Annotated in this window: 21 protein-coding genes; 11 read left to right on the top strand and 10 right to left on the bottom strand. The window is 68.5% G+C overall.

What is annotated here, in order from left to right:
• Positions 1-102: 102 nt before the first annotated feature.
• Together C8D81_RS07245 and C8D81_RS07240 are read left to right on the top strand one after the other, a co-directional pair.
• Entirely contained in the window at positions 103-663 is a 561-nt protein-coding gene (locus C8D81_RS07245) for an RNA polymerase sigma factor (protein ID WP_166646704.1), read from the top strand.
• Between the two features lies 1 nt (position 664).
• Positions 665-1,648 carry a hypothetical protein gene (locus tag C8D81_RS07240; protein WP_094432971.1) on the top strand — a complete coding sequence of 328 codons (984 nt, stop codon included), beginning with the start codon at positions 665-667 and terminating at the stop codon, positions 1,646-1,648.
• Positions 1,649-1,689: 41 nt separating this feature from the next.
• On the opposite strand, the gene C8D81_RS07235 is transcribed toward C8D81_RS07240, so the two are convergent.
• Genes C8D81_RS07235 through C8D81_RS07215 form a run of 5 tightly spaced genes read right to left on the bottom strand, consistent with a single transcriptional unit; the run spans position 1,690 to position 6,895 of the window.
• Positions 1,690-2,532 (bottom strand): alpha/beta fold hydrolase, encoded by an 843-nt coding sequence (locus tag C8D81_RS07235; RefSeq protein ID WP_166646703.1) that lies wholly within the window; start codon positions 2,530-2,532, stop codon positions 1,690-1,692.
• Positions 2,533-2,562: 30 nt separating this feature from the next.
• Positions 2,563-3,708 (bottom strand): galactonate dehydratase, encoded by a 1,146-nt coding sequence (gene dgoD / locus C8D81_RS07230; protein ID WP_133625777.1) that lies wholly within the window; start codon positions 3,706-3,708, stop codon positions 2,563-2,565.
• Between the two features lie 4 nt (positions 3,709-3,712).
• A complete protein-coding gene (locus C8D81_RS07225; RefSeq protein ID WP_208109138.1) occupies positions 3,713-4,573 on the bottom strand; it encodes a carbohydrate ABC transporter permease in 861 nt (286 codons plus the stop codon).
• Positions 4,570-5,541, bottom strand: coding sequence for a carbohydrate ABC transporter permease (locus C8D81_RS07220; RefSeq protein WP_208109137.1), 972 nt, complete (start codon positions 5,539-5,541; stop codon positions 4,570-4,572). Before C8D81_RS07220 ends, C8D81_RS07225 begins: the two co-directional genes overlap by 4 nt.
• Before the next feature lie 28 nt (positions 5,542-5,569).
• Positions 5,570-6,895 (bottom strand): ABC transporter substrate-binding protein, encoded by a 1,326-nt coding sequence (locus C8D81_RS07215; RefSeq protein ID WP_208109136.1) that lies wholly within the window; start codon positions 6,893-6,895, stop codon positions 5,570-5,572.
• A 211-nt stretch (positions 6,896-7,106) separates the two neighbouring features.
• Between C8D81_RS07215 and C8D81_RS07210 the strand changes: the two genes are divergently transcribed.
• From C8D81_RS07210 to C8D81_RS07175, 8 genes are all read left to right on the top strand, one after another.
• Positions 7,107-7,883 (top strand): helix-turn-helix transcriptional regulator, encoded by a 777-nt coding sequence (locus C8D81_RS07210; RefSeq protein WP_324252385.1) that lies wholly within the window; start codon positions 7,107-7,109, stop codon positions 7,881-7,883.
• A gap of 1 nt (position 7,884) precedes the next feature.
• Positions 7,885-9,300: a Fe-S cluster assembly protein SufB gene (gene sufB, locus C8D81_RS07205; protein WP_094432965.1), complete on the top strand. Its 1,416-nt coding sequence runs from the start codon at positions 7,885-7,887 to the stop codon at positions 9,298-9,300.
• 94 nt (positions 9,301-9,394) lie between these two features.
• Complete coding sequence (gene sufD, locus C8D81_RS07200; protein WP_229117801.1) at positions 9,395-10,615, top strand: Fe-S cluster assembly protein SufD; 1,221 nt, start codon at positions 9,395-9,397, stop codon at positions 10,613-10,615.
• A 1-nt stretch (position 10,616) separates the two neighbouring features.
• On the top strand, positions 10,617-11,378 hold the full coding sequence (gene sufC, locus C8D81_RS07195; RefSeq protein ID WP_094403808.1) for a Fe-S cluster assembly ATPase SufC: 762 nt from the start codon (positions 10,617-10,619) through the stop codon (positions 11,376-11,378).
• A gap of 85 nt (positions 11,379-11,463) precedes the next feature.
• Positions 11,464-12,732, top strand: a complete 1,269-nt coding sequence (locus tag C8D81_RS07190; protein ID WP_094433152.1) for a SufS family cysteine desulfurase — start codon at positions 11,464-11,466, stop codon at positions 12,730-12,732.
• A gap of 4 nt (positions 12,733-12,736) precedes the next feature.
• Positions 12,737-13,201, top strand: coding sequence for a Fe-S cluster assembly sulfur transfer protein SufU (gene sufU, locus C8D81_RS07185; RefSeq protein ID WP_094432963.1), 465 nt, complete (start codon positions 12,737-12,739; stop codon positions 13,199-13,201).
• 20 nt (positions 13,202-13,221) lie between these two features.
• Complete coding sequence (locus C8D81_RS07180; RefSeq protein WP_133625882.1) at positions 13,222-13,647, top strand: metal-sulfur cluster assembly factor; 426 nt, start codon at positions 13,222-13,224, stop codon at positions 13,645-13,647.
• Between the two features lie 438 nt (positions 13,648-14,085).
• Complete coding sequence (locus C8D81_RS07175) at positions 14,086-15,510, top strand: MFS transporter (RefSeq protein WP_094432960.1); 1,425 nt, start codon at positions 14,086-14,088, stop codon at positions 15,508-15,510.
• Here C8D81_RS07175 and C8D81_RS07170 read toward each other — a convergent pair.
• The 3 genes from C8D81_RS07170 to C8D81_RS07160 all read right to left on the bottom strand — a co-directional run bounded on the left by C8D81_RS07170 (position 15,500) and on the right by C8D81_RS07160 (position 17,061).
• Positions 15,500-15,934, bottom strand: a complete 435-nt coding sequence (locus tag C8D81_RS07170; RefSeq protein WP_094432958.1) for a QcrA and Rieske domain-containing protein — start codon at positions 15,932-15,934, stop codon at positions 15,500-15,502. The two genes, C8D81_RS07175 and C8D81_RS07170, sit on opposite strands and share 11 nt — an antisense overlap.
• Positions 15,934-16,119, bottom strand: a complete 186-nt coding sequence (locus C8D81_RS07165; RefSeq protein WP_094432956.1) for a hypothetical protein — start codon at positions 16,117-16,119, stop codon at positions 15,934-15,936. Before C8D81_RS07165 ends, C8D81_RS07170 begins: the two co-directional genes overlap by 1 nt.
• Positions 16,120-16,206: 87 nt before the next feature.
• Positions 16,207-17,061: a LysR family transcriptional regulator ArgP gene (locus C8D81_RS07160; protein WP_094432954.1), complete on the bottom strand. Its 855-nt coding sequence runs from the start codon at positions 17,059-17,061 to the stop codon at positions 16,207-16,209.
• Positions 17,062-17,132: 71 nt separating this feature from the next.
• Here C8D81_RS07160 and C8D81_RS07155 point away from each other — a divergent pair, with 71 nt between their 5' ends.
• Positions 17,133-17,750: a LysE/ArgO family amino acid transporter gene (locus C8D81_RS07155; protein WP_094432953.1), complete on the top strand. Its 618-nt coding sequence runs from the start codon at positions 17,133-17,135 to the stop codon at positions 17,748-17,750.
• Here C8D81_RS07155 and hutI read toward each other — a convergent pair.
• Both hutI and hutU read right to left on the bottom strand, forming a co-directional pair.
• A complete protein-coding gene (hutI, locus tag C8D81_RS07150) occupies positions 17,747-18,949 on the bottom strand; it encodes an imidazolonepropionase (protein WP_094432950.1) in 1,203 nt (400 codons plus the stop codon). The genes C8D81_RS07155 and hutI overlap by 4 nt on opposite strands.
• Positions 18,949-20,634: a urocanate hydratase gene (gene hutU / locus C8D81_RS07145; RefSeq protein WP_094432948.1), complete on the bottom strand. Its 1,686-nt coding sequence runs from the start codon at positions 20,632-20,634 to the stop codon at positions 18,949-18,951. The genes hutI and hutU overlap by 1 nt, the downstream gene beginning before the upstream one ends.
• Positions 20,635-20,652 lie beyond the last annotated feature (18 nt).

Genomic DNA, 20,652 nt, shown 5'->3' with positions numbered 1-20,652 from the left:
GGACCCGCGCCGGCGAGCGGGTCCTTCGTCACACCCGCAGCGGCCATGCCTGCGATGTGTCACGATGAGCCCGGAGCCGGCAACAGACTGGGTGTGAACCAGATGAGAGAGACCGGGCCGGCCGAGGCCGAGGCGGGCTTTCGGGGTGTGTACGCCTCTTTCGCCGGCCGCGTCTATGCATTCGCCCGGCGGCACAGCGATCCGGAGACCGCTGAGCAGGTCGTCTCGGACACCTTCCTCGCTGCCTGGCGGCGTTGGGACGAGTTGCCGGAACCCCTGTTGCCCTGGTTGCTGATCACGGCCAGAAACTGCCTGGAAACTCACTGGCGTGGTGAGCGACGACGGCGGGAGCTGGTCGATGAAGCGGCGTTTCAGTTGCTGGCCCAGTCATCGGCAGGACCAGAGAGCGAGGTCTTGGCTCGGGAGGAGATGCGCGCCGCGTTGCGCTCCTTGTCCCCTCGGGACCGCGAGGCGCTCCTGCTCGTTGCCTGGGACGGGCTCACCCAACCGCAGGCGGCTCAGGTTCTCGGCATCAGTCGCAATGCGTTTGCCGCAAGGATTTCCCGCGCTCGCCGGAGGTTGGAGGCTGCCCTCACCGAACTCGATGACCGACCCGATGGTCCCAGCCAGGCGACCGTCACCGCCAACGAACCGAGGTATTGAGATGACGAACATCGATCTGCAGTTGCGGGCCGCCCGTCCCACCGACGATGAACTGGCGGCGGAGTTTCCCACCGCTCGGCGCCAGGAATTGCTCGACGGGTTGCTGTCCGCCCGCTCGGATGAACCGGTGATCGATGCACCCGCCACTACGGGCCCGCGCCCGTCATCCCGATTCCGCATCATCGCTGTTGCGGCTGGGGTGCTGGTCGTCACCGGGATTGCGATCGGGGTGCAACTGGCGCCCAACGAGCCGCCGGCCGAACAGCAGCAGCCCGGTCCTGTTGGTGGGGTGCTCGCCCCGCCAGTCGCGGCTGCCGCCACACTCGGCGATCTCGCGGAGCGGGCGAGAACGAGCGTGGACGTGCCCGCTGGGGCGTACCGGCTGGTCGTGCGAAGCCAGGGGGACGGTCTCACCATCAACACCTACACAGCCGGTGATGGCTGGACCTGGCGCAAGGACACTCGTCCGGGCAGCTCGACCTTCTACTCGGTGCTGCGACCGACATCGGAGGTTGCCCCCAGCGATCCCGCCGCGTTGCAGCGGTGGCTGAGCGAGCGGGCCACGGGCACCGAGTCCACCACCCAGGCGATGTTCAAGGAGATTGGTGAGCTGGTCCGTCAGGAGACCACTCCGCCCGCCGTCCGTGCGGCTGCGATCCAGGTGTTGTCGTCGCTTGCCGATGAATCCGGTCAGTCCCTGCCGCGGCCGAAGGACCCCGGAATGACGACCCCACTGGTGACCGTCGAACGCGCCGAACTCGCTGGCAAGGCGGTGCTGGTCGCGCAGTTCACCGACCGATCGCAACCGGCAATCAGTGCCTCACTGACCTTTGACGCCCGGAGCTCGGAAGTGGTGGCAGAAAGCGGCGGCCGGGATCGGGCCCTGCAGACCAGCTACCGGCGCGAAACGGTCAACGCGCTGCCCGCCGATGTCATCGACGCGGTCGGCACCGAGCGCCGCGAACAGATGGTCACCAGGGGCTGAGTCCGCGCGGCGTTCTCTCGTCACCGCCGTCCAGGACCGAGTCAGCCGGTCCGCAGCATCGTGGTGAGGATCTCCGCACCGTGGTTGACCAGCAGCGACACATGGCCCTCACCGGGGATCAGGGTGCTGCGCGCGTCGGGGATCCGAGCGGCCAGTTCCCGGGTCTGGGACCAGGGGACCAGGGCGTCGTCCTTGCCGTGCCAGAGCCACACCGGCACCCGCACGGTGGCCGGGTCGAAGTCCCAGTCACCGCCCAGCAACCGGGTCTCCAACCGGGCCGCGGCGGTGCCCTGACGGACGCCCTCACGGAAGCCGCGGGCCAGGATCGGGGCGACATCGGTGGCCAGTTCGACCCGCTCACCGGCCGCGCTGCGGGTCTTCAGCCAGGTCCGGGAGAGGGTGACGCTCCAGGCCTCGGCGGGCATCTTCAACACCCCGGTCGGTACGCCGAGGCGGTTCTTCAGCGCGGACCAGGCACCATCCAGCGCGCCACCCGGGCCGACCCCGCCGAGTACGCCGACCGCCGGGACCAGCTCGGGCCGGGCCGCCGCCCAGGCCAGGGCGTACGCCCCGCCGGCCGACCAGGCGACGATCGGTGTCGGGCCCAGCCCGAGCACCTCCAGGGCGCCGGACAGGTCACCGGCGAACTGGGAATGGGTGCGCTCGCCGACCGAGTCCGACAATCCGATACCGGGCCGGTCGACCGCGATCAGGCGGACACCCACCTCGCGCGCCGCGCCGTCCATCAGGGCGCCGATCAGCCGCGACCCGGGCTGGCCGTGCAGGAACAGCATCGGCACCCCGGTCGGGGTGCCGTAGTCGGCGAAACCCAACGACCTGCCGTCGGGCAGGCGCAGTGTCTGGGCGGTGGGATCGGTCGGCACGACCGACATTGTGGCCCACCGCGGCAACCCTCACCACTCCGCGAAGGAGCCGTCCGGGTAACGCCACCACGGGGTGCGCCAGCGGTGCCCGACCTGATCGGCCCGGCGCACCGAGGCCTCGTCGATCTCGACCCCCAGTCCCGGGCCGAGCGGGCGTTCCACGTAACCGTCGACGAAGCGGAACACCTCCCGGTTCAGCACGTGGTCGAGCACCTCGGCGCCCTGGTTGTAGTGGATGCCGATCGACTGCTCCTGGATCACGTGGTTGGGGCTGGCGAACCCGACCTGCAGCGAGGCGGCCAGGGTCAGCGGGCCGAGGGGGCAGTGCGGGGCGAGCTGGACGTCGAAGGTCTCGGCCAGGCTGGCGATCCGGCGCACCTCGGAGATCCCACCGGCATGCGACAGGTCGGGTTGGGCGACCGCGATCCCGGCTTGCAGTGCCGGCAGGAACTCCTGCCGGTTGAACAGCCGCTCGCCGGTGGCCACCGGGATGGTGGTCGCGGTGGTCACCTCACGCAGCAGGTGGGAGTTCTCCGGCAGCGTCGGTTCCTCGATGAACAGCGGCTGCAGCGGTTCCAGCAGGGGAGCGATGCGGCGTACGTTGCCGACGCTGGCCCGGCCGTGGAAGTCGACCGCCACGTCGCGATCGGCGCCGAGCACCTCGCGGGCGGCGGCCACCCGCTGCACCACCCCGTCGATCTCGGCGACCGTGGCGATCCGCGACATCCGGCCGCTGGCGTTCATCTTCACCGCGGTGAACCCGGCCTCGACCTGGGCGCGGATCTGCTCGGCGACCTCGCTCGGTTCATCTCCGCCGACCCAGCAGTAGACCCGGATCCGGTCGCGGACCGGTCCACCGAGAAGGACGTGCACCGGTACGCCGAGGGTCTTGCCCTGGATGTCCCACAGGGCCTGGTCCAGGCCGGCCACCGCGCTGGAGAAGACCGCCCCGAAGCGATAGAAGGAGGACTTGGTCATCACCTGCCAGTGGTCCTCGATCCGCATCGCCGGCTGACCGATGAGCAAATCGGCGAGTTCACCGACGGCGGCCCGCACCGTGTCCGCGCGGCCCTCGACGACCGCCTCACCCCAGCCCGCGATCCCTTCGTCGGTGGAGATCTTGACGAACAGCCAGCGTGGCGGCACCAGGAAGGTCTCGACCGCGGTGATCCTCACCCCCTCACCCCTTGGTGGCGCCGGCGGTCATGCCGGCGACGATGTAGCGCTGCATGAACAGGGCGAGCACCATGATCGGAACGGTGATCACCGTGGCGGCCGCCATCAGGCCACCCCAGTCGATGTTGGCGTAGGCGATGAAGTTGAAGATCGCCACCGGCAGGGTGCGGGTGTTCTCCCCGGACAGCACCAGCGCGAACATGAAGTTGTTCCAGGAGAAGATGAACGCCAGGATGCTCGCGGTCGCGATGCCGGGCATCGACAGGGGCAATGAGATCCGCAGGAAGGCGCCGATCGGGGTGAGTCCGTCGACCTGCGCCGATTCCTCGAGCTCGGTCGGCATCTGGTCGAAGTAGGACATCATGATCCACACGATCAGCGGCAGCGCGACGAACATGTGCGAGAGGATCAGCGCCGAATAGTTGCCGACCAGCCGCAGGTTGGAGAACACGTAGTACCACGGCACCAGCAGCGAGACGCCGGGGATGATCCGGGCCATCAGCACCAGTGCGGAGGACCGCCGCATGTCGAAGCGGCTCATCGCGTACGCCGCCGGTACGCCGAGGATCAGCGACAGGCCGGTGGAGGCGAAGCCGATCACGAAGCTGTTCCAGATGAACGGCAGGAAGTTCTCCTGACCGAACACGGTGCGGTAATTGTCCAGCGTCGGTCCGAAGACCAGCGTCTTGCTCGGATCGGTGATGTCCAGGTTGGTCTTCAGCGAGGCCAGCACCATCCACAGCAACGGCAGCAGGAAACCGGCGATCACCAGCACCAGGGCGAGGACCCGGGCGAGGCTGGTCGCGGTCTGCGCCGTGGACCGGGGTCGACGGGTCGGCACACTGGGGGAGACGGTGCTGCTCACTGCGCGCTCCTGTTCCGGCGGATCACCAGGATCGAGACGATGATCATGATCATCACGAAGAAGAGCACGAGCACCGTGGAGGAGAGGCCGTAGTCGTTGTAGTCGAAGGAAAGCCCGTAGGCGTAGACATTCAGCGTCTCGGCCTCGTTCGAGGAACCGCCACCCTTGCCCTTGGTGGCGTAGAGGATGTCGAAGGTCTTCAGTGCGTCGATGGAGCGCAGCAGGACCGCGGCGATGATCGTCGGCATCAGGATCGGCACGGTGATGAACCAGAACCGCTGCCAGGCGTTCGCACCGTCCACCCGGGCCGCCTCGTCGGGCTCCTCGGGCAGCGAGGTGAGCCCGGCGAGCAGGATCAGCACCACCATCGGCGTCCACTGCCAGATGTCGACGAAAGCCAATGTGGCAAGGGCCTGCTTGGGATCGGAGATCCAGCCCTGCGCCGGCAGGCCGAGGACGCGCATCAACTGGTTGGCCGCACCGGTGGTCGGCTCGAAGATCAGCAGCCACATCATGCCCACCGCGACCGGGGTGGCGACCAGCGGCAGCAGGATCACCACCCGGACCAGACCCTGGCCCTTGAAGGGTTTGCGCAGCAGCAGGGCGATGCACATGCCGAGCACCACCTCGACGACCACCGCCACGACGGTGAAGAAGACGGTACGCCCGACCGCCGGCCAGAAGCGACGGGTGTCGGTGAGCACGGTGGCGTAGTTCTCGAAGCCGATGAACTCGAAGTCGGCGCGCACCGATCCCGACGCGTCGGTGAGCGACAGGACGATCGTGTAGATGATCGGGAAGGCGACCATGGCCACCACGAAGACCATCGCCGGTCCGGCGAAGACCCATTTGCGGTGCCGATTGGCCCAACCGGCGAACCCGCTGGTCGGCCGCACGCCCGGGCCCGCGCCCGGGTTGGTCACCCCGGGGGTGGTTGGCCCTCGGGTGTCCGAGGTGGTGGTGGACATGGTCGCCTCCCGCCGATCGTTGGTTGGGCTATCGCTTCTCGCCGTCCAGGAAGCTCTGGAACTCCTGCTGGGCGGTACCGGCCGAGCCGGCGACGTCCTGACCGCCGATCGAGGCGACGATCGGCCCACCGACGATGTCGCGGGCCTTGCCCACCTGGACCACCTCGGGACGGTCATGGCCGATGCCGACCTTGGACTGTTCCTGGATCACCTGGGCGAGCTCGGCCGGGAAGCTCGTGGTGCCCTGCGGATCGGCCCACACCGAGGCCCGCGCACCGGGCGTACCGGCCTGCTGCATCCGCAGGGTGAGGTCCTTGCTGGTCGCCCACTTGATGAACTGCCAGGAGGCCTCCTTGGCCTCGGAGTCGTTGTTGACCCCCAGCGCCCAGGAGGTCACGTTGTAGGGCTTGGAGCCGGCGCTGCCGGCCGGGAAGGCGAGGTAACCGGTGGAATTGGTGGCCTTCGACTTCGCCGGGTCGATCGCGTTCTTGTAGAGCGAATCGGCGTCGATCAGGAAACCCGCCTTGCCCTGCTGGTATATCGCGAACGCATCCGGCCAGTTCATGTTGGTCGCCCCGGGCGGGCCGTAGTTCTTCAGCAGCGAGCCGTAGCGGGTGTAGGCCCGGACCGCCTCGGGAGTGTTGACCGTGGCCTTGCCGTCGGCCGACCAGTCGCCGCCCTCGGAATAGAGGAAGGAGGAGAACTGGGTGACCGCGGCGGCGCGCTGGCCGCGCATCGAGATGCCGTAGGTGTCGGGCACCTTCTCCTTGATCGTCTTCGCCGCGGTCTCCAGTTCATCCAGCGTCTTCGGCGGCTGTACGCCGGCCTGGGCGAGGATGTCCTTGTTGTAGTAGACGACCTGGCGTTCGGTGATCAGCGGTACGCCGACGACCTTGCCGTCGATCGTGGTGGACGCCTTCGCGGCCTCCTGGAAGTCGCCCCAGTCGTAGTCGGCCTCGGAGGTGTTCTGGGTCAGGTCGGCGACCCACTTGTTCTTGGCGAACTGGCGGCCCTCCTGCAGCGGCCGGTACATCATCACGTCGATCTCGTTGGTACCGGCGTTCAGCTTGACGTTGTACTGATCGGAGAGCTGGCTCTCGCCGAGGGTGGTCACGTTGACCTTGATGCCGGACTGTCGCTCGAACTCGGGGATCACCTTCTGGATCTCGGTGGTCCACACATGGTTCGCCATCGTGACCTTGATCTCCTTGGTCTCCGATGCGGGCTTGTCCCCGCCGCCGCAGGCGGACAGCAGCAGGGAGCCGGCCAGGACGGTCGCCAGGGCCGCGGTTCCGCGGACCATCCGGGACTGCGTCGCGGGCCGAAGATTCTTGCTGGGGCGGTGATTCCTCATGGGTATCGTCTCCCGTCTCGCGGCGGGGCATCGTTGCGACCCGCTCCGTGGGAATCACCCTAGACACATTAAGTATGATCATTCAATCGTCTGGCGGCGATTGGGATCACGATGTCCTCACGATCGCGGTGGCGGTGGCCTGGACCCCATCGGGCCGGCGGCTTAGGGTGCCCTTGCTTGCGTGGGGAAGAAATAACGCAAGAATGGCGTTGTGAAAAACGTGCGAGACGACAGGGGTACGCCCGGAGTCGCCCTCGCCGAGACCGCCGAGGACCAGGCGGCCGGGGCGGAGGGCCCCGTTGACGATGCCTCCACGCGCCAGCGGGTGCAGCAGTCGATCATGCAGCACGGCCCCTCGACCGCGGTCGAGCTGGCCGAGCGGTTGGAGCTGACCCCGGCCGCGATCCGGCGCCACCTGCAGGTGCTGCTCGACCGCGGCCATCTGGTCTCCCGCGAGCAGCGGGTCTACGGTGCCCGCGGCCGCGGCCGGCCGGCGAAGGTGTTCGCGCTCACCGACACCGGACGCCAGTCCTTCCACCAGGCCTATGACGATCTCGCGGTCGCCGCGCTGGCCCAGCTCGTCGAGGCCGCCGGTGACGGTGCCCTGGAGGAGCTGGCCCGGGCCCGCGTCGCCACCGTCGAGCAGCGCTATCGTGAGCTGCGGGCCACCGAACCCGACGGCAATCCGGTCGAGGCGTTGGCCCGGGCGCTGTCCGCCGACGGTTACGTGGCCTCGACCCGCCCGGCACTGGCCGGTGAGCAGCTCTGCCAGCACCACTGCCCGGTGGCGCACGTCGCCGAGCAGTTCCCGCAGCTGTGCGAGGCCGAGACCCAGCTCTTCGGCCAACTGCTCGGCGTACCCGTGCAACGACTCGCCACCATCGCCCACGGCGACGGTGTCTGCACCACCCACATCTCGACCCGCACCAGGGACGGCAGCGCCGCCGCCCGACCCCAGAACCGCTCGACCTCGAACCAGGAGGACTGACATGACCGAGCTCGACCAGAACCAACAGCTCGACGCCCTCGGCAACTACGAGTGGGGCTGGCACGATCCCGACGTCGCCGGTGCCTCGGCCCGCCGCGGCCTGAACGAGGCCGTCGTGCGCGACATCTCGCAGTTGAAGGACGAGCCGGAGTGGATGACCAACCTGCGGCTCAAGGGCCTGCGGCTGTTCGACCGCAAGCCGATGCCGACCTGGGGCGCCGACCTCGACGCCATCGACTTCGACAACATCAAGTACTTCGTCCGCTCCACCGAGAAGCAGGCGCAGAGCTGGGAAGACCTGCCCGAGGACATCAAGAACACCTACGACAAGCTCGGCATCCCGGAGGCGGAGAAGGCCCGCCTGGTCGCCGGTGTGGCCGCCCAGTACGAGTCCGAGGTGGTCTACCACAAGATCAACGAGGAGCTGGAGCGGCAGGGTGTCATCTTCATGGACACCGACACCGCGCTGAAGGAGCACCCGGAGCTGTTCCAGGAGTACTTCGCCACCGTCATCCCCGCCGGTGACAACAAGTTCTCCGCGCTGAACACAGCGGTCTGGTCCGGCGGCTCGTTCATCTACGTGCCGAAGGGTGTGCACGTGGAGATCCCGCTGCAGGCGTACTTCCGGATCAACACCGAGAACATGGGCCAGTTCGAGCGGACCCTGATCATCGCCGACGAGGGCTCCTACGTGCACTACGTCGAGGGTTGCACCGCGCCGATCTACAAGTCCGACTCGCTGCACTCCGCGGTCGTCGAGATCGTGGTGAAGAAGAACGCCCGGGTGCGCTACACGACCATCCAGAACTGGTCCACCAACGTCTACAACCTGGTCACCAAGCGCGCCACCTGCGCCGAGGGTGCCACCATGGAGTGGATCGACGGCAACCTCGGTTCCAAGGTGACGATGAAGTACCCGGCGGTCTACCTGATGGGCGAGCACGCCCGCGGTGAGACCCTGTCCATCGCCTTCGCCGGCGAGGGCCAGCACCAGGACGCCGGCTCCAAGATGGTGCACTGCGCACCCAACACCTCCAGCTCGATCGTCTCCAAGTCGGTCGCGCGGGCCGGTGGCCGGTCCAGCTACCGCGGCCTGGTGCAGGTGCAGCCCGGTGCCGAGCACTCCGCCTCCTCGGTGAAGTGCGACGCGCTGCTGGTCGACCAGATCTCCCGCTCCGACACCTACCCCTATGTGGATGTCCGCGAGGACGATGTGTCGATGGCCCACGAGGCGACGGTCTCCAAGGTCTCCGACGACCAGCTGTTCTACCTGATGTCGCGCGGCATCGAGGAGGACGAGGCGATGGCGATGATCGTGCGCGGTTTCATCGAGCCGATCGCCAAGGAGCTGCCGATGGAGTACGCCCTGGAGCTCAACCGGCTGATCGAGCTGCAGATGGAAGGCGCCGTCGGCTGACGCCGTTCCCTCGCTGGCTGAGCGAGCGAGGAACGAGCGAGTCGAAGCCACCGAGCCAAGCCCGAAGATCCAACCCAGAAAGAGAATCCAGACGTTGTCCGTGGACACCAAGCCCAATGTCGCCGGGGCGGTGGAGAGCAGCATCGCCTCCCACCTGCACCCGCGCCCGTCCTATGACCTGGCGGACCATCCGGTGCCGCAGGGCCGTGAAGAGGTCTGGCGGTTCACGCCGCTGAAGCGGTTGCGTGGCCTGCTCGAGGCCGAGGGCACCGGCGCGAAGCTGGGCCGCCAGGTGCGCAGCCCCGAGGGCGTCACGGTCACCGACCTGCCCAGTTCCGAGGCCCGCAAGCTGGGCGGGCACGCCCCGGGTGACCGGCTCGCCGCGGTCGCCGCGGCGTACGCCGGTGAGGCGCTGCTGGTGGACGTGCCGGCGAACACCGAACTCGACGAGCCGGTGGTCGTCGAGCTGACCGGTGACTCGGTGGAGTCGGTGGTGCACGGGCATCTGGTGTTCCGGATCGGCAACCACTCCCGGGCCACCATCGCGGTCCGCCACAACGGGTCGGCGACCTATGCCGGGCTCACCCAGGTGCTGGTCGGGGACGGTGCCGATGTCACCTTCGTCGCCGTCGCCGACTGGGCCGATGACGCGGTGCACACCGGCCAGACCTCGATCACCGTCGGCCGCGACGCGCAGGTGCGCAGCGTGGCCGTGTCCCTGGGTGGGGACCTGGTCCGGATCGCCGAAACCGCCGAGTACGCCGGGCCCGGGGGCTCGATCGACCAGTACGGGCTCTATTTCGTCGACGCCGGTCAGCACATCGAACACCGGCTGTTCGTCGACCACAATGCCCCGAAAACCCGTTCCAACGTTGACTATCGCGGTGCCCTGCAGGGCAAGCGCGCGCACAGCGTGTGGATCGGCGACGTGCTGATCCGCAAGGTCGCCGAGGGCATCGAGACCTACGAGTCGAACAAGAACCTGCTGCTCACCGACGGGTGCAAGGCCGACTCGGTGCCGAACCTGGAGATCGAGACCGGTGAGATCGAGGGCGCCGGCCACGCGTCAACCACCGGCCGCTTCGACGACCAGCAGCTGTTCTATCTGCGCAGCCGCGGCATCGACGAGACCGAGGCCCGCCGCCTGGTGGTGCACGGCTTCTTCGCCGACATCATCCGCCGGATCGGCGTACCGGAGGTCGAGCAGCACCTGCTCGCCGCCATCGAGACCGAGCTCGCCCTGACCGTGGGCACCCCCGCCCTGACCGAGACCCCCGAGAGCAACGAGAACACCGAGAGCAACGAGGAAGCCTGAGATGTCGAAGCTGGAGATCAACGACCTGCACGTCAACGTGGACACCGAATCCGGTGCCAAGGAGATCCTCAAGGGCGTGAACCTCACCGTGAACTCGGGCGAGGTGCACGCGATCATGGGCCCGAACGGTTCCGGCAAGTCCACCCTGGCGTACGCCATCGCCGGCCACCCGAAGTATCAGGTCACCTCGGGCTCGGTGAAGCTGGACGGCGAGGAGATCCTGGATCTCACCGTCGACGAGCGCGCCCGCGCCGGCCTCTTCCTGGCCATGCAGTACCCGGTCGAGGTGCCCGGTGTCTCGGTGTCGAACTTCCTGCGGACCGCGAAGACCGCCATCGACGGCCAGGCGCCGAACATCCGCAAGTTCGTCAAGGAGATCAACGAATCCCTGGAGAACGTGAACCTGGACAAGTCGTTCGCGCAGCGCTCGGTGAACGAGGGCTTCTCCGGCGGTGAGAAGAAGCGCGCCGAGATCGCCCAGCTGGAGTTGCTGAACCCGAAGTTCGCGGTCCTCGACGAGACCGACTCCGGTCTGGACATCGATGCGCTGCGGATCGCCTCCGAGGGGGTCAACCGGTACGCCGCCCAGGGTGATCGCGGTGTGCTGCTGATCACCCACTACACGCGGATCCTGAACTACATCAAGCCGGACTTCGTGCACGTCTTCGTCGACGGCCGCTTCGCCGAGCAGGGTGGCCCCGAGCTGGCCGCCCAGCTGGAGGCCGAGGGTTACGACAAGTATCTGCGCGCCGCCCGCGCCTGAGCGATCCAGGCAGAACAGGGCCATTGATCAGAACAGGAGGTGCGGGGTGACCCACACCAACGAGGAGATCCCGGACACCGCGCCGCTGCCGGTCGAACCGCAGCCGGATGCGTCCGCGCCGTTCGACGTCGAGGCGATCCGCCGCGATTTTCCCGTCCTGGAACGGACGATCGACGGCAAGCCGCTGGTCTATCTCGACTCGGCGAACACCTCGCAGAAGCCGGAGTCGGTGATCGAGACGATCGCCGAGCACTACCGGCTGCACAACGCGAACGTCGCCCGCGCGATGCACGTCCTCGGTGCCGAGGCGACCGAGGCGTTCGAGGGCGGCCGGGCCAAGGTCGGGACCTTCATCGGCGCCGCGCGCAGCGAGGAGGTGGTGTTCACCAAGAACGCCTCCGAGGCGCTGAACCTGTGCGCGCACACCCTCGGTCAGCACCTCGCCCTCGGCCCCGGTGACGAGATCGTGGTCTCGGTGATGGAGCACCACTCCAACATCGTGCCCTGGCAGCTGCTCGCCGAGCGGACCGGTGCCACGCTGCGCTGGTTCGACATCACCGACGAGGGCCGGCTGGATCTGGAGAAGGCCGAACGCGAAGGTCTGATCAATGAGCGCACCAAGGTCGTCTCCCTGACCTGGGTGTCCAATGTGCTCGGCACCATCAACCCGATCCGCCAGCTCGCCGACCAGGCGCACGCGGTCGGCGCGGTCGTGGTCGTCGACGCCTCCCAGGGCGTACCGCAGCTGCCGACCTCGGTGAGTGAGCTGGGTGCCGACCTGGTCGCGTTCACCGGCCACAAGATGGTCGGGCCGACCGGGATCGGTGTGCTCTGGGGCCGCTACGATCTGCTCGCCTCGCTGCCGCCGTTCCTTGGCGGGGGAGAGATGATCGAGGTGGTCCGGATGACCGGTTCCACCTGGGCGCCGCCGCCGCACCGCTTCGAGGCCGGTACGCCGCCGATCGCGCAGGCCGCCGGCTTGGGCGCCGCGGTCGACTACCTCACCGGTGTCGGCATGCCGGCCATCGCCCGGCACGAGGCCGAGATCACCGCGTACGCCCTGGAGGGCCTGAAAACCCTGCCCGGGTTGCGAATCCTCGGTCCCACCGAGATGGTCGAGCGGGGCGGAGCGATCTCCTTCACGCTGGACGGGATCCACCCCCACGACGTCTCGCAGCTGCTGGACAGCCGGCTGGTCGCCGTCCGCGGCGGGCACCACTGCGCCCGGCCGTTGCACGAGCGGCTGGGCATCCAGTCCTCCACCCGGGCCTCGTCCTACCTCTACACCACCCGTGGCGAGATCAATGCGCTCGTCGACGCGCTGGCGTACACGATCAACTTCTTCAAGGGGTGAGTGCATGAACGTCGAGGAGCTGTACCAGCAGATCATCCTGGATCACTACAAGGCCAAGCACCACAGCGGTCTCCGCGATCCGCACGAGGCCGAGGTGCACCACGTCAACCCGTCCTGCGGTGACGAGCTGACGCTGCGGGTGCACCTGGACGGCGACAAGGTCGCCGACATTTCCTATGACGCCGAGGGGTGTTCGATCTCCCAGGCGTCCACCTCGGTGATGACCGACCTGGTGATCGGCAAGCCGGTCTCGGAGGCGTTCGAGCTGCACGAGGAGTTCAAGACGATGATGGACTCCCGCGGCAACTACGAGCCCGACGAGGACGTCTTCGAGGACGCGATCGCGTTCGTCGGCGTCGCCAAGTTCCCCGCCCGGATCAAGTGCGCCCTGCTCGGCTGGGAGGCCTTCCGGGATGCGGCCCTGCAGGCCGGAGCGAAGGCGCCGGCGGCGCATACAGTGGAACCGTGACCGACCGAAAGGACACGACGATGACCGAGCAGAGCACCGAAACCGAGCAGGTCCGGCCCTCGGACCGGGTCCGCGACACCCTGCCCGACCAGACCCCCGAGGTCACCGATCCGGCGACCGGTGAGGTCGTCGACGGCAAGCCCAACGAGGAGGAGCTCCTCGAGGCGCTGAAGGACGTCGTTGACCCCGAACTGGGGATCAACGTCGTCGACCTCGGGCTGGTCTACGGGCTGCACGTCGACGACGACTCCTCGGTGACGGTCGACATGACGCTGACCTCGGCGGCCTGCCCGCTGACCGACGTGATCGAGGACCAGACCGACACCGCGCTGAAGGACCTGGCCCCCCGGACCGCGATCAACTGGGTCTGGATGCCGCCGTGGACCCCGGAGAAGATCAGCGACGACGGACGCGACCAGCTCCGGATGCTCGGCTTCAACGTCTGAGCCGTACGCCCCACGGCCCTCGAGCAGCTCGCGCAGCGACCCGCCTCACCGCCTGCATTCCGCATGGCCCAGCCGAAACAGGCGTTCTCCTTGACAGGCGTTCTCCACTGTGCGGCTCAACTCTCACTCCGCGGACCGCATACAGGCCGCGGAGTGAGAGTTGGGCCGCGAAGTCGGCGCGAGCCCCGATCAGGCCGGTCGCCGATCAGCCCGCTCCCGGGTAGGTGGCAGAAGAGCATCGAGATGAGCCCGTTCATCTCGACACGCCAGCCATTGCTCCGCTGCGCTCCGCATGGCTGGCTACTCGATGAACCTAAGAGGCCACTGCCGCTTCGCGGCGCATGGCGGGCTGTTCGCTGAACGGACAGATCGTGGAACGCCGGCGCGAGTCCCGAAATCGGTCCTAGGGTTGCCCCGCTCACCGAACGAAGGGGACCCATGACCGACACCGCCGAGGATGCGACGAAGCAGCCATCGGGCGCGAACCCGAACACCCGGGGCCGCGTACTGACCGCCAGCCTGGTCGGCACCACGATCGAGTTCTTCGATTTCTATGCCTATGGGACGGCCGCCTCGCTGGTCTTCCCGAGCCTGTTCTTCCCGTCCAAGAACCCCACCACCGAACTGCTCGCCTCCTTCGCGGTGTTCGGGGTGGCGTTCCTGGCGCGCCCACTGGGTTCGCTGATCTTCGGTCACTTCGGCGACCGGATCGGCCGGAAGAAGACCCTGGTGGCCAGCCTGCTGGTGATGGGCATCGGCACCTTCCTGATCGGGTGCCTGCCCACCGCACTCACCCCCGGCTGGTCCATCCTGGCGCCGCTTTTCCTTGTGGTGCTGCGATTCACCCAGGGCATCGGTCTCGGTGGGGAGTGGTCGGGTGCCGCGCTGCTGGCGACCGAGAACGCGCCGGCCGGCAAGCGGGCCATCTATGGCACCTTCCCGCAGCTCGGTGCCCCGATCGGCTTCCTGACCTCGAACCTGCTGTTCCTGCTGCTGAACACCTATCTGAGCCCGCAGGCGTTCAACTCGTGGGGTTGGCGGATCCCGTTCCTGGTCTCGGCCCTGCTGGTCGTCGTCGGTCTCTATGTCCGCTTCCAGCTGATCGAGACCCCGTCGTTCCAGAAGGTGCTGGATCGCGGTGAGGTCGTCCGCGTCCCGCTCGCCAGCGTGCTGAAGAAGTCCTGGAAGCCGTTGATCCTGGGCACGGTGATCATGATCGCCACCTACGTGATCTTCTACATGATGACCGCGTTCACACTCACCTACGGCACCACCGCCGCCACCGTCGAGGCGGCTGCCGCTGCGGCGGCCAAGGCGGGCAAGCCGTTCAACCCCGCCGGTTTCACTCCCGGGCTGGGTTTCGCGCGCACCGAGTTCCTCACCTATCTGATCATCGCGGTGGTCTTCTTCGGCATCTTCACCGTCGTCTCCGGCCCGCTCGCCGAACGCCTCGGCCGGCGGCGGATGCTGATGGGGGTGACCGTGCTGATCGGCGTCTACGGCCTGGTGCTGCATCCGCTGTTCAACGCCGGCCGATACGGTGCCCTGCTCGGGCTGATCGTCGGGTTCATCCTGATGGGTCTCACCTACGGGCCGATGGCGGCGTACCTGCCGGAACTGTTCCCCGCCAACGTCCGCTACACCGGCTCGGCGGTCTCCTACAACCTTGCCTCGGTGATCGGCGCCGGGCCCGCGCCGTTCGCGCTGGTCGCTCTCTGGCAGGCCAACGGCGGCAAGATCGTCTATGTCGGATTCTACGTCCTCGGTGCCGCGGTGCTCACCATGATCGGGTTGTTCCTGGCTCAGGAGACCCGGGACACCAACTATCAGGACGACACCACCGCGGAAACCGTCAGCCCTTGACGATGCCGTCGCCCTGGACGCGTACCGGGATCTTCTCCAGGGGTTTGTTGGCCGGACCCTTCTGCACCGAACCGTCCAGGCCGAACTGGGAGCCGTGGCAGCCGCAGACGATGGTGCTGCCGCGGAGCTGGGAGACGATGCAGCCCTGATGGGTGCAGAAGGCCGAGAGGCCGACGAACTCGCCGGCGGTCGGCTGGGTGACCACCAACTGGGCAGCGGGGAGGATCTTGCCGCTGCCGACCGGGATCTCCGCGGTGCTCGCCACCGCGCCCGGGGGCGCCGGCGGGGCGCTCGCGTCTCCGGCGGGTGGCGCCGAGCTGCGGGAATCCCGGGATCCGGCGCCGCTGGAACAACCGGTCAGGGCGCCGACGGCGAGCGCCGACAGCCCACCGGCGGCCCCCAGCAGGGCACGTCGGCTGGTCATCACTGGTCCTCGGGCCGGGCGGGCGCGTCGCGATCCATCGGGCCGTCGAGGTCGGGGTCGAGCGGTTGCACGTGCCGGTCCTCGTCGTCGACCGGGGCGTCGTCGGGGAGGATCACCTCGTCCTCGGTCAGCTCCACTGCGCGGTCCTCGTCGGGAACGAACTGGTCGGTGTGCGGTTCGGTCATCGGGAGACTCCTCTCGAATCCACCGAGTTGCGGATCGGGTCACCCAGTATGCCCGCGCGGTCCGCGGCGACAACAGGGCGGCGAGCCTCAGGCGTTTGGTGCCGCCTCCGCCAGCGCCTCGGCGAGCGCATCCAGGACGGGGGAGCGCAGCTTCCACTGCTGCCAGAACAGCGGCACCGTGACCGCACCGCCGGGTTCCAGGTCCACCAGGTCGGGGGTGCGTTGCAGGTCGGGGATCATGCCCCACCCGAGCCCCAACCGGACCGCCTGCGCGTAGCTGGTGGATTCGGGGATGTAGTGCCGCGGCGGATCGAGGCGCCGGCTCCGGCGGCGGAGCCAGCGGTGCTGCAGGTCGTCGGAGCGATCGAACACCACCAGCGGGGCCTCGGCCAGTGCCGCCGTGCTCGCCCCTTCGGGGAACCAGCGGTCCCGGTACGCCGGGGAGCACATCGGGCGGTAGGTCATCGCGCCGAGCCGGCGTACGGTGCAGCCCGGAACCGGGTCGGCGACCGAGGTGACCGCGGCCATCGCGGCACCGGTACGCAGCCAGCGGGTCGAGTGGTCCTGGTCCTCCCGACGCACCTCCAGGCGTACCGGTTGGGATGCTGCGACATCGGCCAGCGGGGCGAGCGCCCAGGTGGCGAGCGAGTCCGCGTTGACCACCACCGAGAGCGTCGCGCGAGTGCCCTCGGCGGCGCCGAGCTCGGCAAGCGCGTCGGCCTGCAGCAGGGCCTGCTGGCGGGCCAGTCGGAGCAGCACGGTGCCCGACTCGGTGGCGGTGACGGGGCGGGCCCGGACGAGCACGGTGCGGCCGAGCTGGGTCTCCAGCGCCTTGATCCGCTGGCTGACCGCCGACGGGGTGATGCCCAGGGCGTACGCCGCATCCTCGAACGAGCCCTCGTCGACGACCGCCAGCAGGGTACGCAGTTGCTCCGAATCCATGAAGCAATGCTAAGGCAAGTGAAGAAAACATAGTTGGACTAATGCGTGACGAGGTCCGTACCGTTGTTCGCATGGACCCCGCGACCGTGCCTGCTGCCCTTGCCGGACTGGGATTCGGGCTGTCGCTGATCATCGCGATCGGCGCCCAGAACGCCTACGTGCTGCGTCAGGGCCTGCGCCGCGAACACGTCGGGCCGATCGTCGCGCTCTGCGCGATCTCCGACCTGGTGCTGATCGTGGCCGGCGTCGCCGGAATGGGAGCGATCGTGCAGCGGGTGCCGCTGCTGGTCTGGGTGATCCGCTTCGGCGGGGCGGCCTTCCTGATCGCCTATGCCGTGCTGGCGGCCCGGCGCGCGGTGCGGACCGAACGATTGCGGGCCGAGACCGCCGGTGGGCCGACCTCACTGTGGCAGGCCGTGGCGACCGCCGCCGCGCTGACCTGGCTGAACCCGCACGTCTATCTCGACACCGTGGTGCTGCTCGGCGCCGTGGCCAGTTCACACCGGCCCTACCAATGGGCGTTCGCCGTCGGCGCCTGCCTGGGCAGCATCATCTGGTTCACCGCGCTGGGTTATGGCGCGCGCCTGCTCGGCCGGGTCTTCGCCAGACCCATCGCCTGGCGGATCCTCGATGGCGCGATCGCGGTGATCATGCTGGTGCTCGGTCTGCGGCTGCTCTTCGGCGGTTAGGCAGATCGCCGACTGCTGGGCCATGGGGAATCCGCACCGGTGACCGGCCGGGACAGGGGTACGCCCGGGCGGTAGGCGAGATGCTCCCAGGAGGGGGCGTCGAGCACGGTCAACCGGGCCGGGTCACCGACCCGGATCCGGCCGGCATCCGTGCGGTGCAGGGAATCCGCCGCGGTGGCGGTCGTCGCATAGAGCGCCTCGGCCGGATGCATGCCCATCTCCCGCACCGCGAGCGCGATCATCAGCGGCATCGAGGAGCTGTAGCAGGTGCCCGGGTTGCAGTCGGTGGCCAGCGCCACCCGCACCCCGGCATCAAGCAACCGGCGCGCATCCGGGTAGGGGGAGCGGGTGCTGAACTCCACCCCGGGCAGCAGCGTGGCGATCGTGTCCGCGCCCGCCAGGGCATCGACATCGGCCTCGTCGAGAAAGGTGCAGTGGTCCACGCTCGCCGCGCCCAGCTCGACCGCCAGGCGTACGCCCGGACCCGGGCCGAGCTGATTGCCGTGCACCCGCAGCCCCAGCCCCGCGCGCCGGCCGGCCTCCAGCACCTCGCGGGATTCCTCGCCGGTGAAGGAATGCGGGCTGTTCGGCTCGCAGAAGACGTCGATCCAGCGGGCGTACGGGGCAACGGCGTCGAGCATCGGTCCGGTGACCAGCTCGACGTAATCGGTGCGGTGATCGCGGTATTCCGGCGGTACCACATGGGCGCCGAGGAAGGTGACCTCGTCGGTCACCTCGGCCGCCAGCCGGGCCGCCCGGGTCTCGGTCGCGACATCCAACCCGTAACCGGTCTTGATCTCGACCAGGTCGCTGCCCTGGCCACGCAGCTCGGCCACCCGGGCAGCCAGCAGGGCGCGCAACTCGTCTTCGGAGGCGGCCCTGGTCGCGGTCATCGTGGTGGCGATTCCGCCACCGTCATAGGGAATCCCGGCCATCCGCGCGGTGAACTCCGCCGATCGGTCACCGGCGAAGACGAGGTGCGAGTGCGAGTCGACGAAGGCCGGGATCATGCTGCGGCCGCCGTGATCGACCCGCTCGTCGGCGGCCGGCGCCTCGGCAACCGGGCCGATCCAGTCCACCACACCCTCACGTACCACCAGGGCGGCATCGGGCAGGATGCCGAGCCGCTCCACCGGGTCCGGACCCTCGCCGGTGCAGGTGACCAGCTCGGTGAGGCCGGTGTGCAGGACCGCGCACATCAGCGCTCGCTCGTCGCCGCGGTTGCTTGCAGAGCAGAAGACATCGGCACGCGGACGCCCTGCTCGGCGGCCACCTCGGCGGCCCGGGGGTACCCGGCGTCCACATGCCGGATCACGCCCATGCCGGGATCGTTGCTCAACACGCGGGCCAGTTTCTCAGCAGCCAAGGGGGTTCCGTCGGCGAGGGACACCTGACCGGCGTGGATCGAGCGGCCGATGCCGACGCCCCCACCGTGGTGGATGGACACCCAGGAGGCACCCGAGGAGGTGTTCACCAGGGCGTTCAGCAGCGGCCAGTCGGCGATCGCGTCGGAGCCGTCGCTCATCGCCTCGGTCTCCCGATAGGGCGAGGCCACCGACCCGCAGTCCAGGTGGTCGCGGCCGATCACGATCGGTGCGCTGACCTCGCCGCTGGCGACCAGGTCGTTGAAGGCCAACCCCGCCTTGTCCCGCTCACCCTGCCCGAGCCAGCAGATCCGTGCCGGCAATCCCTGGAAGGCGATCCGCTCCTGGGCGCCGCGGATCCACTTGTGCAGCCGGTCATTGTCTGGGAAGAGATCCAGCACGGCGCGGTCGGTGGCGGCGATGTCCTGTGGGTCGCCGGAGAGCGCGGCCCAGCGGAATGGGCCCTTGCCCTCGCAGAACAGCGGCCGGATGTAGGCGGGCACGAAACCGGGGAAGTCGAACGCCCGCTCGTAACCACCCTGCCGGGCCTCGTCACGGATCGAGTTGCCGTAGTCGAAGACCTCGGCGCCGGCGTCGGCGAACTCGACCATCGCCCGGACGTGCGCAGCCATCGATTCACGGGCCCGATCGGTGAACTCCTCGGGCTTCTTCTCGGCGTACTCGGCCCACTGGTCCAGTTCGATCCCGACCGGCAGGTAGCTCAACGGGTCGTGTGCGGAGGTCTGATCGGTGACGATGTCGATCGGTACGCCGCGGCGGAGCAGTTCGGGGAACACCTCGGCGGCATTGCCGACGACGCCGACCGACCAGCCGCGCCGCTCCGCCTTGGCGGCAAGGGCTTTCTCGATCGCCTGGTCCAGATCGTCGGCGACCTCATCGAGGTAGCGGTGCTCGACGCGGCGCTGCAGCCGGGCCGGGTCGACGTCGACGATCAGGCAGGCGCCGTCGTTCAGGGTGACCGCCAGCGGTTGGGCGCCGCCCATCCCGCCGCAACCCGCGGTCAGTGTCAGGGTGCCGGCGAGCGTACCGCCGAAGCGTTTCTCGGCCACTGCCGCGAAGGTCTCGTAGGTGCCCTGCACGATCCCCTGGGTGCCGATGTAGATCCAGGATCCGGCGGTCATCTGCCCATACATGGTCAGGCCGAGCTGCTCGAGCCGCCGGAATTCCGGCCAGGTCGCCCAATCCGGTACCAGGTTGGAGTTGGCGATCAGCACCCTGGGCGCCCACTCGTGGGTGCGGAACACCCCGACCGGCCGGCCCGACTGGACCAGCATCGTCTCGTCCGGGGCGAGTGTGGTCAATGTGCGCACCATCGCGTCGAAGGACTTCCAGTCCCGCGCCGCGCGACCCGTGCCGCCGTAGACGACCAGGTCGTCGGGGCGCTCGGCGACCTCGGGGTCGAGGTTGTTCTGCAGCATCCGCAACGGGGCCTCGGTCGTCCAGGATCGGGCGGTCAGGGTGGTGCCGCGGGGAGCGCGGACCGGGCGGGCGCCTTCCATGATTTCTCCTTGTTCGAT

Origin of the sequence: Enemella evansiae (assembly GCF_004362375.1) — a bacterium.
GTDB lineage: Bacteria > Actinomycetota > Actinomycetes > Propionibacteriales > Propionibacteriaceae > Enemella > Enemella evansiae.
Note: the sequence above shows the minus strand (reverse complement) of the source record. Positions and strands in the feature narration are given on the sequence as shown.